The 13496-nt window shown below is 69.7% G+C and carries 10 protein-coding genes; 5 read left to right on the forward strand and 5 right to left on the reverse strand.

Annotation, left to right across the window (positions count from 1 at the left end; translation table 11 throughout):
• Positions 1-157: 157 nt before the first annotated feature.
• From flgH to flgF, 4 genes are read right to left on the reverse strand one after another with little or no spacing between them, the layout of a single operon-like run.
• Entirely contained in the window at positions 158-913 is a 756-nt protein-coding gene (flgH, locus tag BUQ68_RS09040) for a flagellar basal body L-ring protein FlgH (RefSeq protein ID WP_075215636.1), read from the reverse strand.
• Positions 910-1899, reverse strand: a complete 990-nt coding sequence (flgA, locus tag BUQ68_RS09045; RefSeq protein ID WP_075215637.1) for a flagellar basal body P-ring formation chaperone FlgA — start codon at positions 1897-1899, stop codon at positions 910-912. Before flgA ends, flgH begins: the two co-directional genes overlap by 4 nt.
• An 11-nt stretch (positions 1900-1910) precedes the next feature.
• Positions 1911-2696 (reverse strand): flagellar basal-body rod protein FlgG, encoded by a 786-nt coding sequence (gene flgG / locus BUQ68_RS09050; protein WP_075215638.1) that lies wholly within the window; start codon positions 2694-2696, stop codon positions 1911-1913.
• Positions 2697-2716: 20 nt separating this feature from the next.
• The gene (flgF, locus tag BUQ68_RS09055; protein ID WP_075215639.1) at positions 2717-3454 is read right to left on the reverse strand and encodes a flagellar basal-body rod protein FlgF; all 738 of its coding nucleotides are present in this window, start codon (positions 3452-3454) and stop codon (positions 2717-2719) included.
• A 298-nt stretch (positions 3455-3752) separates the two neighbouring features.
• Between flgF and BUQ68_RS09060 the strand changes: the two genes are divergently transcribed.
• From BUQ68_RS09060 to BUQ68_RS09080, 5 genes are all read left to right on the forward strand, one after another.
• Positions 3753-4274 (forward strand): flagellar basal body-associated FliL family protein, encoded by a 522-nt coding sequence (locus BUQ68_RS09060; RefSeq protein WP_075215640.1) that lies wholly within the window; start codon positions 3753-3755, stop codon positions 4272-4274.
• A gap of 89 nt (positions 4275-4363) precedes the next feature.
• A complete protein-coding gene (gene fliM / locus BUQ68_RS09065) occupies positions 4364-5506 on the forward strand; it encodes a flagellar motor switch protein FliM (RefSeq protein WP_280949696.1) in 1143 nt (380 codons plus the stop codon).
• Positions 5503-6132, forward strand: coding sequence for a DUF6468 domain-containing protein (locus BUQ68_RS09070; RefSeq protein WP_075215641.1), 630 nt, complete (start codon positions 5503-5505; stop codon positions 6130-6132). Before fliM ends, BUQ68_RS09070 begins: the two co-directional genes overlap by 4 nt.
• The gene (locus BUQ68_RS09075) at positions 6132-7184 is read left to right on the forward strand and encodes a MotE family protein (protein WP_075215642.1); all 1053 of its coding nucleotides are present in this window, start codon (positions 6132-6134) and stop codon (positions 7182-7184) included. The genes BUQ68_RS09070 and BUQ68_RS09075 overlap by 1 nt, the downstream gene beginning before the upstream one ends.
• 139 nt (positions 7185-7323) lie before the next feature.
• Complete coding sequence (locus BUQ68_RS09080; protein ID WP_075215643.1) at positions 7324-11187, forward strand: tetratricopeptide repeat protein; 3864 nt, start codon at positions 7324-7326, stop codon at positions 11185-11187.
• 88 nt (positions 11188-11275) lie between these two features.
• Here BUQ68_RS09080 and BUQ68_RS09085 read toward each other — a convergent pair whose 3' ends face one another.
• A complete protein-coding gene (locus BUQ68_RS09085; RefSeq protein ID WP_075215644.1) occupies positions 11276-13471 on the reverse strand; it encodes an esterase-like activity of phytase family protein in 2196 nt (731 codons plus the stop codon).
• Positions 13472-13496 lie beyond the last annotated feature (25 nt).

Genomic DNA, 13496 nt, shown 5'->3' on the forward strand with positions numbered 1-13496 from the left:
GGTCGACCGGCAATTGGGGAGCGCCGGTCGGCGGGCCGGCGCGGCCAGTGGGGAGCGGGCGCGCGCAGCCGGGTCCGGCCGGCGACCTGGGGAGGGGCCGGCGCGGAGAGGGGGCGGGCCGGCGGCTCGGCTCTTTGCGAGCTGCCGGCGCCGCCGATCAGAAGGGCAGGAGGATGTCGAGCACCTGCTGGCCGACGCGCGGCTGCTGCACGTCGGAGATCTGGCCGCGCCCGCCGTAGGAGATGCGGGCCTCGGCGATCTTGGCGCTGTCGATGGTGTTGTCGGCGGCGATGTCCTCCGGCCGCACCACGCCGGCGACGATGAGTTCGCGCACCTCGAAGTTGATCCGCACCTCCTGGCGTCCCTCGATCACCAGGTTGCCGTTGGGCAGCCGCTGGGTGACGACCGCGGCCACGTCCGTGGTCACGTCCTCGGCTCGGTTCACCGTGCCGGTGCCGCGGGCCGACATGTCGCCGTTGCTGGAGACGAGCGCGTCCGCCGACGTGCCGTCCGGCAGGATCTTCAGGAGCTGGGTGCCGATCACGCCCTGGACGCCGAGGCTGTCGGACGAGGTCCGCTGGCGCTCGGTGGTGTTCTCGATCTCCGCCTGGTCGCTGATCCTCACCTTGACGGTGAGGATGTCGCCGATGCTCCGCGCGCGCTGGTCCTTGAAGAAGGTGCGGGCGCCCGACTGCCAGAGCGAGTTCGGCGCATAGCTCACCGGCTCCATCTGCGGCATGGGCATCTGCACCGGCCGGTAGCCGGGCGAGGCGGTGGGGTTCTCGATCGCCGACAGGGACGGCGGCCGGCCCACCTCCTTCAGCCGGTCGGCCTGGGCGCCGCAGGCGGCGACGGGCAGTGCCGCGGCGAGCGCGAGGGCGGCGCGGCGGCCGCGGATCGGACGGTGGGTCATTGGGTCAGCACTCCGACGCTGGCAATGCGGGACGCCCCGGTGGTGACCTCCACCACCCCGGGGGCGGTGACGATCCCCTGGACGACACGCTTGGACTGTTCGTTGAGGACGCCGACGAGCGCGCCGGAGGCGCCGTCGGCCAGGGCCCGGCCGCGCGCCGACAAGGTCAGGCCCGGCCGCCGGAAGATGATGGTGACGAGTTCGTTGCGGGCGACGAGGCGCGGCGCGTCGAGATCCGTCGGCAGCAAGGTGTCGCCGGCCCTGAGCGGCCGGCGGGCCGCCATGCCGACCGCCTGGGAGAGGTCGGTCATCACGCCGCGCGGCACCCGGCGCCGGTCGATCCGCTCCATCACCACGTCGGACGACGACAGGATAGCGCCCTTGGCGAGGGGCCGGCTCACCACCGGCAGCGTGATCGTCTCCACCGCCGTGCCGGTCAGGTCCACCGTGCGGCTGGTCGTGCCGACGTCGACCGCCACCCGGGCGGAGAAGCGGCCGGTTTGGGTCTGCAGCGCGAAGGACACCAGCACCGCCGGCGCCGCCGCCGAGGCATCCGCCGCGATCGCCTCCAGCATGGTCTCGAAGGTGACCGCCACGTCGTCCGGCCGGGCGGCGACGCGAAGGGCAGCGGCCTCGCGCACCAGCGCTTCCATCACGGCCTCGTCGATGGTCGCCGCCGGGCGCATCACCCGCACGGTGGCGAACGACGGGTAGACGAGCGGCAGGCCGGCGAGCCGGGCCGCCTCGACGGCCTGGTCCACCGGCAGTTCGCCCTCGACGCCCGGGTCGGGTGCCTGGAACACCGGCGTGCCGGCGAGCGGGCCGGCGCCGTCGTAGAGGTCGCCGAGCGTTACGTAGTCGCCGATCACCGTTACATCGCGCTTCAGTAGCGCTTCTGCGGCGGCCGGCCGGGTGGCGATGGCGGCGGCGATCGCCATGGCGATCAGGGTGGCGACGATCAGGCGGGTGAAGAACACTCGGGTCATCGGTCGTTCCCTCACCGGAGGTTGGAGGTGGCCTGAGCCATCTCGTCCGCCGCCTTGATGATGCGCGAGTTCATCTCGTAGGCGCGCTGGGCCGAGATGAGCGACGACAGTTCGGAGACCGCCACCACGTTGGCGGACTCCAGGTGGTTCTGCAGGAGGGTGCCGTAGCCCTCGTCGCCCGGGTTCGCCACCTGGGCGGGGCCGGAGGCGTCGGTCTCCAGGAAGAGGTTGTCGCCGATCGCCTCCAGGCCGGTCTTGTTGACGAACCGGGCGAGCTGGATCTGGCCGAGCACGGTCGCCGTGGAGGCGTTGCCGATGATCGCCTGCACGGTGCCGTTCTGGCTGATGGTGAAGTCGCGGGCGTTCTGCGGCACGGTGATGTTCGGCTGCAGGGCGTAGCCGTCCTGGCTGACGATCGTGCCCGTGGCGTCCAACTCGAACGAGCCGTCGCGGGTATAGGCGGTGCGCCCGTCCGGCATCAGGATCTGGTAGTAGCCTTCGCCGCGCACCGCGACGTCGGTCTCCTTGTCCGTCTGCTCGATGTCGCCCTGGCTCATGATGCGCGGCGTCGCCACCGTGCGCACGCCCGAGCCGACCGAGACGCCCGCCGGCACCAGCGTGCCGGCGTCGGAGGTCTGCGAGCCGACGCGGCGGAGGTTCTGGTAGAAAAGGTCCTGGAAGTCCGCGCGCTGGCGCTTGTAACCGGTGGTGCGCATGTTGGCGATGTTGTTGGAGATGACGTTGACGTTCATCTCCTGGGCCATCATCCCCGATGCGGCGATGCGAAGGGCCTTCATGGGTCGCTTCCTTTCCGCCGTCAGGCTCTGACGTCGCCGAGGCGTTCGATCGCCTTCTGGCGGAGTTCGTCGTGGTTGCTGATCATGCGGCTGATGCTCTCGTAGCTGCGGTTCACCTCGATGAGCCGGGTCATCTCGATGACGCTCTGCACGTTGGAGCGCTCCAGCGCCCCCTGCTGCACCCGGCCGCCTTCGGCCGGCACGGCGCCCTCGCCGGAGAAGAGGTTCTCGCCCTCCTTGGTCAGCGCCCGCTCGTCCGCGAAGGTGACCATCCGGATCCGGCCCCGGTTGCCCTGGTTGGTGGCGATGGAGCCGTCGGCGCCGATCACCACGTCGGTCTCGTTCGGCGCGAACACGATCTCGCCGCCGTCGCCCAGCACCGGCTTGCCGTCGTTGGTGATCAGCCGGCCTTCCGGGTCGAGCATGAAGTCGCCGGCGCGGGTGTAGCGCTCGCCGTCCGGCGTCTGCACCACGAAGAAGCCTTCGCCCTGGATGGCGAGGTCGAACGGGTTGCCGGTGGTCTCGATCTCGCCGGCGGCGTGGTCCGTGCTGGTGGTCCAGTCCTCCACGAAGGAGTGGATGCGGTCGGCGCGCGGGAAGGTGTTCGCCCGCGAGACCGGCATGCGGTACTCGTCCAGCTCGAGCGCGTCGCGCTTGAAGCCGGGCGTGTTCATGTTCGCCACGTTGTTCGCGATCACGTCGAGCTTGCGCCTGAGCACGAGCTGACGTGAGAGCGCCACGAGGGATGTGTTCTCCATCGGCGCAAGGTCCCCAAGTCTCGCGAACCGCTCCACGCTCCCCAGCGGGGCGGCCGCCAGGGGCCATTCGCACGCGCCGTGCCACGGTGCGAAACGAAGCGATTTCAGAGGTTTGGCTGAAAGGCGGCGGACCTGGGCGGGGGCCAATTCATGCCGACCGGCAACGGCGGGCGGCAGCTTTTGCCGGGTGGTTAACCGCTTTTAAAGAATTCGTTAACTCATATGAACGCACTGTCCTCGACAGGGACATGTCCGGTGCCGACGAGTCGGTGCACGGTGGTCAGGCGGGTGCGGGGCGATGGCCAAGAAGCCGAAGAAGGAAGAGAGTGCCGAGGCGCCGGCCGACGGCGAAAAGCCGAAGGGCCTCGTCGGCAAGCTCATGGGCAACAAGCTGATCCTCATCGGCGCGGCGGTCGGCCTGCTCGCCCTGGTGGGCGGCGGCGCGGCCTTCTTCATGATGGGCGGCGAAGACGAGACGGCGGTGGAGACCGGCCCCCCGGTGCCGGCCGAGCCGACCGCGTTCTACTACAACCTTCCCGTGATGATCGTGAACCTGACCTCCTCGGAGGAGCGTCAGGCCTATGTGAAGATCGAGGTGGCGCTGGAGGTGGGCGACCAGTCCATGCTGACGGTCATCGAGCCCAACATGCCGCGCGTGCTCGACGCCTTCCAGACCTACATGCGCGAGCTGCGCGCCTCCGACCTGCAGGGCTCCGCCGGCCTCTACCGCCTGAAGGAGGAGCTCCAGCGGCGCGTGAACGTGGCGGTCTACCCGGCGCGCGTGGACGACGTCCTCTTCAAGAACATCATCATCCAGTAGGCGGGGAGGGGACCTTGGAAAACGAGGACGAGATCGCCGACGACTGGGGCGCTGCGCTCGCCGAGCAGAACGGCGGCGGCGGCGACGACATGGACGATCTCGCCGCCGAATGGGGCGCGGCGCTCGAAGAGCAGGGCGTGGAGAACGCCGACGCGATGGCGGCCCAATGGGCCGCCATGGTGGACGACGGCGACAGCGACCTTGAGAATTCCACCCGCGGCGCCGACCGCGTGCTGAACCAGGAGGAGATCGACAACCTCCTCGGCTTCAACATCGAAGACCATATCTCAGGCGACACCAGCGGCATCCGCGCGCTGATCAACTCGGCCCTCGTCGCCTACGAGCGGCTGCCGATGCTGGACATCGTGTTCGACCGCCTCGTGCGCGAGACCACGACGTCACTGCGCAACTTCACCTCCGACAACGTGGAGGTTTCGCTCGACAGCATCTCCTCCGTCCGCTTCGAGGACTACCTGAACTCCATCCCCCTGCCGGCCATCCTCGCCGTCTTCAAGGCCGAGCAGTGGGACAACTACGGCATCGTGACCGTCGACTCTTCGCTGATCTACTCGATCATCGACGTGCTCCTCGGCGGCGGCCGCGGCACCACGGCCATCCGCGTCGAGGGCCGGCCCTACACGACCATCGAGATGAACCTCGTGCGGCGGATGATCGAGATCATCCTCGCCGACGCCGAAAAGGCTTTCGCGCCGCTCACCCAGATCCGCTTCAACCTGGAGCGCCTGGAGACCAACCCGCGCTTTGCCGCCATCTCGCGGCCGAAGAACGCCGCCATCCTGGTGCAGTTCCGGGTGGACATGGAGGACCGCGGCGGCAAGGTGGAGATGCTTCTCCCCTATGCCACCATCGAGCCGATCCGCGATCAGCTCCTCCAGATGTTCATGGGCGAGAAGTTCGGCCGGGACACCATCTGGGAAGGCCACCTCGCCACCGAGATCTACCACGCCACCGTCGAGGTCGACGCGGTCATGTGCGAGGAGGAACTGCCCCTCTCCATGATCCTCGACCTGGAGGTCGGCCAGACCCTTCTCTTCAACGTGGCGCCCACCGACCCGGTGTCGGTCAAGTGCGGCGACATCCACCTCACCTCGGGCAACATCGGCCGGCTCGGCGAGCGCGTCTCCGTCAAGGTGAACAAGCCGCTCCGCCGTCCGCGCATGACACTCGCCGCCTTCGAGCGCGCGGTTCAGAAAGATCTGGAGAAGACATGACGAGCCTCAATCTCGGGATGATCATCGAGATCATCGTCGCCATCCTCCTGGTCCTGACCATCGCCTACTGCATGGTGCTCAACAAGCGCCTGACGCGGCTGCGCGCCGACGAGGAGGTGCTGCGCGCCACCATTTCGGAGCTGATCACCGCCACCGAGATCGCCGAGCGCGCCATCCTCGGCCTGAAGGCCACGGCGTCGGAGTGCGAGAAGACCCTCGGCGGCAAGCTCAAGGCCGCCGACGGCGCCATCCTGGACCTGGACCGGCGGATCACCACCGGCAACGACATCGTCCGCCGTCTGGTGGCGATTGCCGGCGCCGCCCAGCCCGTCACGCACCCGCAGGCCGCCAGCGCCGCCGACGGCGCGTTCGCGGCCCCGGCCTATGCGCAGCCGCATGGCCATGCCCATGCGGCGCCCGCCACCGCCCGTGCCGGCGCGCCAGCCGGCGCCTTCGCCCAACCTGCCGCGCCTGCTGCGCCCGCGAACCCTGCCTTCTCGGCACCCGCGCCGCACAACCCGGCCACCGCCCCCCGCGAGCCGGTCACCCGGTCGCTCCAGCAGGCGGCCGAAGCCGCGGCGGAACGCCTGACAGCCTTCCGGCGCAACCGTGAGGAAGCCGCCTGATGGTGCGTCTGAGGCTGCTTCCGATCGTTCTCTTCGCCGTCTCGGCCCTTTTCGCGCTGAAGCTGCTTGGTCTTGCCACCGGCGTCGGCTCGTTCGGCGTCGGCCCTGCGCCCGCTGTGGCGGCGGGACCTGCCGCCAAGGGCGGCACTCTCATCGACGCGCCTCTCGATCTGCGCAGCGAGTTCCAGGCCCAGCAGAAGGCGCTGGAGGCGGCCGCGAAGTCGGCGGAAAAAGCCGAGGGCGGCACCGAACACGCGGAGGCGCCACACGCCGAAACGCCGGCGGATGCAGCCGCCGTTCCACCCGCGGAGACACCGCCGGTCGAAGCCCACGACGCCGAAGCGGCGGCCGCAGCCGCCCCCGAGGCCGAAGCCCCGGCGGCCGCGGCTCCCGAAGCCGCTGCTCCGGCCGCGGCCGACGGCCATGCACAACCGGCGGCGGCTGGCGAAGCCGGCCATGGTGCGGATGGTGGAAGCCACGACGCTCCGGCCGATCCCAACAACCCGGTCACCACGGTCCGGCCGCCCGAATACCAGCCTGAAGGCTCCAAGTCGGAGACCACCATCCTGCAGACCCTCTCCGGCCGCCGGTCCGAACTCGACAAGCGCGAGGACGACCTGATGCTCCGGTTGAAGCTGCTGGAGGCGGCCGAGCAGCGGCTGCAGAAGCGGGTCGACGAGCTGAAGTCGATCGAGACCCAGATCACCGCTGCCCGCCAGACCGAGGACACCGGCGCCGAAGAGCGCGTGAAGAGCCTCGTCACCATGTACGAGAACATGAAGCCGAAGGCCGCCGCCGCCGTTTTCGACACCCTGGACCTGCCGATCCTCCTCGACCTCGCCAAGACCATGCAGCCGAAGAAGATGGCCGCGATCCTGGCGCAGATGTCGCCGGCGAATGCCGCCCGCCTGACCACCGCGCTGGCCGCGCGACGCACCGAGACCGTCGCCGCGTCCCCCGCCGGCGCCATCCCGGGCGCCCCCGGCATCGGCCAGACCGAGCCCGGGCTCGACGCCCTGCCGAAGATCATGCCGGCCGGCTCTCAGCCGTGACCGGCCGGCCATCATCCGCGGCTCCAGAAAACCGGCATAAGCCGCGGAAAACGCAAGGACGGCGTAACAGCACATTAAGCGCGACGCATTAGTTTCTCCCCTTGGACGGACCCTTCGTCGGTCCGCGCGTGGGTGAGTGATGGTTGGGTGCGTTGACGAACGTGACGGGCGCATCGGCGCCGCGCTCCGCCGGCTGGTCCGGGCGGTTGCGGCGTTCCTGTGCCTCATCGCCGTCGCGATCGCGCCCGCCGCCGCCGCCGAACGCGCCGAGGTGACGGTGGAGGATGGCGGCGGCTACGGCCGCATCGTGGTGTCCTTCCCGGCGCTCAACCTTTTGCCCAAGCACACGGTCCGCTCCACCAACGGCGTCCTCGTCGTCGAGTTCGACACCGAGGTGGAGATGGACGTCGGCCGCATCCCGATCGTCCTCGGCCGCTATGTCACGATCGCGCGCAACGATCCCGATGGCCGGGGCGCCCGGCTTGCGCTCGCCCGCGCGATCAAGGTCAACACCATGGAGGCCGGTTCCAAGCTCTTCCTGGACCTCCTTCCCGCTGACTGGGCCGGCCCGCCGCCCCGTCTGCCCGACGAGGTGATCGCCGAGCTCGCCCGCAAGGCCGACGAGGCCGCCAAGCTGGCCCGCGAGGCCGAGATCCTGCGGCTCGCCGGCAGCGTGCGCCCGGAACTCGACATCCGCATCGGCCGCAACCCCACCTTCACCCGCATCTCGTTCGACTGGAACCTGCCGTTCCAGGCCGACTTCAGCCGTGGCGAGACCAGCGTGGTGCTGACCTTCGACCGGAAGGCGGAACCTGACCTCGGCCCGCTGAAGGCCGACATGCCGCCTTTTCTGGAAGACATCTCCGCCGACACGGAGAGCGGCGACGGGGTGGTGTTCCGCCTCGTCGTGCAGCCTGTGGCGGACGTGCGCGCCTTCCGGGACGGCGACAGCTACGTGGTCGACATCCAGGGTCCGATCGATGCGGCGAGTCTCGCGCCCGCCGACCGAAACCTGCGCGCCGCGCTTTCCGCCGACACCCCGGACGAATCGGCGCGCAGCGAGCGCGTGACCTCCCTCGGCGCGGAGACGGCGACCCCCGCTCCCGCGCACGAAGATCCGGCGCATGGGGCCGGCGACCATTCCGCTCCGCCGATGGTCGAAGACGCTGCCGCCGCGCCTGTCCGCGAAGCCGCGGCGCCGGCCGGTCGTGACCCGTCCACCTTGCCGGACGACGCGATCGATCAGGCCATCGCCGAGTCCAAGCCCGTCGCTCCGAAGCTGCCGCTCGTGGTGGAGCGCCGCGCTCCCGCCGCCGACACGGCCGACACTGCCCACTCATCCGATGCTGCCCATTCGGCCGACACGGCCCACGCCGCCGATCCGGAGGCGGAGGTTGGGGAGTCCGGCCCCGCCGCGGCCTCGCCCTCGGCCAACGACTCCGACACGTCCGTGGAGGGCGGCGCGCTGCCGCTCGTCGATGCGGCCATCCGGGTGGAGGCCAAGCGCATCGGTCGGGCCACACGCCTGGTCTTCCCCTACAAGACCAACGTGGGCTCGGCCCTCTTCACCCGCGGTCCCGCGCTCTGGATGGTGGTGGAGGATCCCGCGCCGCTCGAGCTCGATTCCCTGCGCGAGGCGCTGGCCGGCATCGCCACGTCCGTGGAACTCATCGATCTCGATGGGGCGCGGGCGCTGCGGATCGTGCTCGGCGAGCCCATGCTCGCCACCCTCAACGCGGACGGCACCTACTGGATCGTCACCATCGGCGACATGGTGATGGAGCCGAGCCGCCCGCTGCCGGTGAAGCGCTCCATCCGCGAAACGGGGGCGAGCGCCCTCGACATTCCCTTCGGCCGGGTGAGTTCCATCCGCACCTTCAAGGATCCGGCGATCGGCGACGACCTCATCGTCGTCACCGGCCTCGGGCCGGCACGCGGCCTGATCAAACCGCAGAGCTTCGTGGAGGTCGACGCTCTTTCCTCCGCCCACGGCCTCGCCTTCGTGCCGAAGGTGGACGACATCCGCGTCACGGCCGGCAACACGTTGGTCAGCATCGACCGGCCGGAGGGGCTGGCGGTCTCCACCGCGGTGCCGAACCAGCGGGCCTCGATCATCGAGATGCCGCGGGCGGTCGGCGCCATCTCGGACGACCGGCCCGGCTACGTGGACTTCGGCGACCTGGAGGCGCGAACACCCGCGGACTTCTGGACAGGTCGCCACGAGCTCAACGCCAGCATCGCCCAATCCAAAACCCGCGAAGAGCGGGTTTCGCGTTGGTACCGGATGGCGGAATTCCTGCTCGCCAACAATCTCGCCTACGAGGCGCTCGGGGTCCTCGACCTGATCGCCGACTTCGCCGCCGACGAGGCCACCTCCCAGCGGATGGCGATGCTGCGCGCCGCAGGTTCGGTCATGGCCCACCGGCCGGCCGACGCGGTTGAACTCCTCGACAGACCGGAGTTCGAGACCAGCCCGGATGCGGCGGTCTGGAAGACGATCGCCCTGGAGGAACTCGGCGACCATCCGGGCGCGCGCCGCTCCTACGCGCGCGGCGACGCGGTGGTCGGCAGCTATCCGAAGCCGATCCAGACCCGCTTCCTCCTCGCCGGGATCGGGTCGGCCGTCGAGCTCAACGATTTCGGTCGGGCGCGCAGCCTGATGACGCAGCTCGACCCGACCTACCTCACCAAGAACGACCTTGCCACCATCGACCTCCTCAACGCCCGCGCGTCCGACGCCACCGGCCACATCACCGACGCCATCGACCTCCTGTCGAAGGCCGTCCAGTCGTCCACCGGCCCGGTCGAGGCGGAGGCCACGTACCGGCTCGTCAACCTGCAGCGCCGGGAGGGCTTGATCACGCCCGACCAGGCGGCCGATCGTCTGGAGCAACTCGCCGTCTCCTGGCGCGGCGACGACATCGAGCTCCGCACCCTGCGTACGCTCGCCCAGCTGTCGGTGGAGCGCGACGACTATCGGCGCGCGTTCGAACTGATGCGCATCGCCAACGAGATCGGCCCGGGCTCGGAGATCACCCGCCTGATGGAAGAAGAGATGCAATCCGCCTTCTCGGCGCTCTTCCTCGACGGCAAGGCCAAGGAGATGCCGCCGATCGACGCGCTGGCGCTCTACTACGATTTCCGCGAACTGACGCCCACCGGCAAGCGCGGCGACGAGATGGTCCGCAAGCTCGCCGACCGGCTGGTCTCCGTCGACCTCCTGCCGCAGGCGGCCGAACTCCTCACCTATCAGGTGGACAACCGTCTGCGCGGCGCCGCCAAGGCCAAGGTCGCCGCCGACCTCGCCCTCATCTACCTCCTCGACAACCGGCCCGACCGGGCGCTCCTCACCTTGAGCCGCAGCCGGCAGGCGGAATTGCCGGTCGCGATCGAGCGCCAGCGCCGGCTGGTGGAGGCGAAGGCGCTCGCCGACACCGGCAAGCCGGATCTCGCCCTGGAACTCCTGAAGCCGCTCAACGGCGGCGAGATCCAGCGCCTCAAGGCCGAGATCCTGTGGGCCGCCGGCCGCTACCAGGACGCCGGCGAGTCGTTCGAACGGCTGGTCGCCGGCCGCTGGTCGGAGGCGACGCCCTTCAGCGCGCGCGAGCAGCTCGACGTGATGCGCGCCGGCATCGCCTATGCGCTCGCCGAGGACCAGCTCAGCATCGACCGGCTGCGCTCCAAATTCGCGCCCAAGATGGCCGACACCCCGAACGACGGCGCCTTCCGCGTCATCACCAATCCGGTGGAGGGCACCGGCAACGCCTTCAACGACATCGTGCTCCGGATCGCCGCCGAGGACACGGTCAACGGCTTCCTGGAGGACTACCGGGAACGCTACATCCGGGGCGACGAGGACGCGCGACCGATCCTGATCGAGACGCCTGAGCCGCCCGCGCTCTCGCCGTCCATCCCCGCGCCGGACGCGCTGGGGCCGGCCGCCCCCGTGTCCAACCTCGACCCGGTGATCGAGCCGGCGCCGCGCCCCCTCGCCGCCGGCTGAGCGCACCCCGAAGCGGGAGCGGCCCGGAAAAAGGAAACGGCACGGACCCGAAGGATCCGCGCCGCCATCCGTCAGCCGATCGGGCCGGTTACTTGGCCGCGATGTCCTTGCCGAGCTTCATGAAGTAGGTCTCGCCGGAGGAGTCGTCGGTACCGTCGTTGTCGGTCACCACGTAGGCCTCACCGTTGGCATCGACCGCGAAGCCTTCCACCTTGTCGACCACATAGCCGTTGAACTGGGCCAGGTCGGGGATCAGGTCGCGGACCATGGTCTTCTTCACCACCGGGATCTCGGCGGCGCCGATGGCGGCCGGGGTGACGCCGGCGAGCGACACCTCGGTCAGCGCCTTCAGCTTGGCCGCCGCGCCGATCTGGTTGTCGCGCTCGATCAGCACCAGCTTGTCGCCGACGGCGGTGATCTCGGAGAGACCCACCCACACGCCTTCGCCCTCGGCCGCCTCGAGCGGGTAGTGGACGACGCCCCAGGCCTTGGTGGCCGGGGTGTAGGCGAGGAGCATGACCATGCCCTTCGGATCGCTCTTCCACTCGCGCTGCACGGCGAGCCACACGGTCTCCGCGTCGCCTTCGCCGACGACGGTGACGCCTTCCAGGCCGTTGGAGGACATGCCGGCGGTGATCTCGGCCGGCAGCTCGATCTCCTCCTGGATGGCGCCGTCGGCACCGACCTTGAGGAGGAGGTTCTTCAGTTCGTTCTTCACATGGCCTTCGGAGGCGACCCAGAAGCTGCCGTCGGCACGGGCGGCGATGCCCTCGAAGTCGAGCTTCTCGCCGGCCTTGCCGTCACGGGTGACGGTGACGGCGTCGGTGATCAGCGCCGGCTTCTTGGTGGCGTCGATGGTGAGGATGCGCGGGGCGCCGGAGAAGATCGAGTCCGTAACCGCGTAGAGCTTGCCGGCCTCGGCGCGGTCCGCCGTCAGGCCCGAGAGGGCGCCGAACGGGATCGGCATGCCGTCCTTGGTGGCCGACGCGATGGTCGGGTAGACGGCCTCGCCCTCGCCGCGGGCGTAGATCATCACGTGGGCGCGCACGCCGCCGTCCTCGATGAGGTCGCCCTCGTTGGCGGTGACGAAGAGGTTGCGGGACGGGATCGGCAACGTGCCTTCCGGGCCGATGCCCGACGGCAGCATCTGCAGGAGTTCCGGCTCGGCGCCGGTGTCGCGGTAGACCGCCACCAGGGACGCGCGCTCGGAGGCGACGAAGATCAGCTTGTCGCTGCCGTAGGTGGCGGCGTCGACGGCCTCGATCTCCACGCCCTTCTTGTTGCGCTTGTCGTTGTAGTGGCCGAGCGCCACCATGGCGTGCTCCAGCGTGGCGCCGCTGTCGTAGGCCACCGACCCGTCGCGATTGAAGATGGTGAAGCCGCGGGTGCCGCCCTTCCAGTCGCCCTCGTTGGCGGTGACGAAACGGTCGTTGTCGAGCCAGATCGCGCCGTCCGGTTCGCGCGGGACGTCGGTCATCGAGCCGGTCAGCTCGATCGCGCCGTTCTTCTCGGTGTCGATCTTGTCCAGCGACACGGTGCCGGCCGAGAAGTGCGCCTTCACCGTTCCGGTGGCAAGGTCCACGATGGCGAGGTGATTGTTTTCCTGGAGAGTGACCAGCACCTCGTTCGCGTCGTTGATCGCGACGAACTCCGGCTCCGGGTCCTCCGGCGCGACCGCAGCGAGGCCGGTGAGGTCCACCTTCTTCAGGCTGTCGCAGACGGGCACGCCGTTCGCGATGCCGAGGATGGCGAGGTAGCCCGCCGGAAGCTGCGGAATGGCGGCGTCGTTGACCTCCTCGTTCCGCTCGTTCTCGATGGCGACGGCGACGAAGGCGCCGTCCTTGGAGATCGCCACGCTGTCGGGCTGACCGCCGAGGTCGCAGCTGCTTTCGACCGCCTTCGTGGCGATGTCGACGACCGTGAGGTTTCCGCCCGGCTCGGTGAAGGACGCGGAGGTGTTCACGCCGACCAGAGCCTTGCCGCCGATCACCTTCACCGAGGTCGGCTCGCCGCCGAGCGCCACGAAGCCGGCCGCCTTCGGCGCCGCCGGATCGGCGATGTCCACCATGCCGATGCCGCCCTGGGGGCTGTCGGTGTAGACGAGCATCATGCCGTCTTCGGTCGCGCTGATGATCTCGGCCACCGACTCCTTGCCCGGCTCCGGCGCGTTGGCCGAGGAGGGCAGAGACGCGACGCGGTTGAACATCTCCGCCGCGGGGGCCGAAAGGACCGTGGTGGAGAGAAGGGCGGCGGCGAGGGCGCCGAGCCGGATCGTCGATGTCATGGGTCTTCCCCTTGGGCTACGGACA

This window comes from Mongoliimonas terrestris (assembly GCF_001927285.1).
In the GTDB taxonomy this organism is placed as follows: domain Bacteria; phylum Pseudomonadota; class Alphaproteobacteria; order Rhizobiales; family Pleomorphomonadaceae; genus Chthonobacter; species Chthonobacter terrestris.

Excerpts from the sequence above, each read along its gene's own strand:
- flgF (WP_075215639.1), bottom strand. The coding sequence starts at position 3,454 with ATGGAGAACACATCCCTCGTGGCGCTCTCACGTCAGCTCGTGCTCAGG.
- BUQ68_RS09080 (WP_075215643.1), top strand. The coding sequence starts at position 7,324 with ATGGTTGGGTGCGTTGACGAACGTGACGGGCGCATCGGCGCCGCGCTC.
- BUQ68_RS09085 (WP_075215644.1), bottom strand. The coding sequence starts at position 13,471 with ATGACATCGACGATCCGGCTCGGCGCCCTCGCCGCCGCCCTTCTCTCC.
- flgG (WP_075215638.1), bottom strand. The coding sequence starts at position 2,696 with ATGAAGGCCCTTCGCATCGCCGCATCGGGGATGATGGCCCAGGAGATG.
- BUQ68_RS09060 (WP_075215640.1), top strand. The coding sequence starts at position 3,753 with ATGGCCAAGAAGCCGAAGAAGGAAGAGAGTGCCGAGGCGCCGGCCGAC.
- flgA (WP_075215637.1), bottom strand. The coding sequence starts at position 1,899 with ATGACCCGAGTGTTCTTCACCCGCCTGATCGTCGCCACCCTGATCGCC.
- BUQ68_RS09070 (WP_075215641.1), top strand. The coding sequence starts at position 5,503 with ATGACGAGCCTCAATCTCGGGATGATCATCGAGATCATCGTCGCCATC.
- fliM (WP_280949696.1), top strand. The coding sequence starts at position 4,364 with ATGGACGATCTCGCCGCCGAATGGGGCGCGGCGCTCGAAGAGCAGGGC.
- flgH (WP_075215636.1), bottom strand. The coding sequence starts at position 913 with ATGACCCACCGTCCGATCCGCGGCCGCCGCGCCGCCCTCGCGCTCGCC.
- BUQ68_RS09075 (WP_075215642.1), top strand. The coding sequence starts at position 6,132 with ATGGTGCGTCTGAGGCTGCTTCCGATCGTTCTCTTCGCCGTCTCGGCC.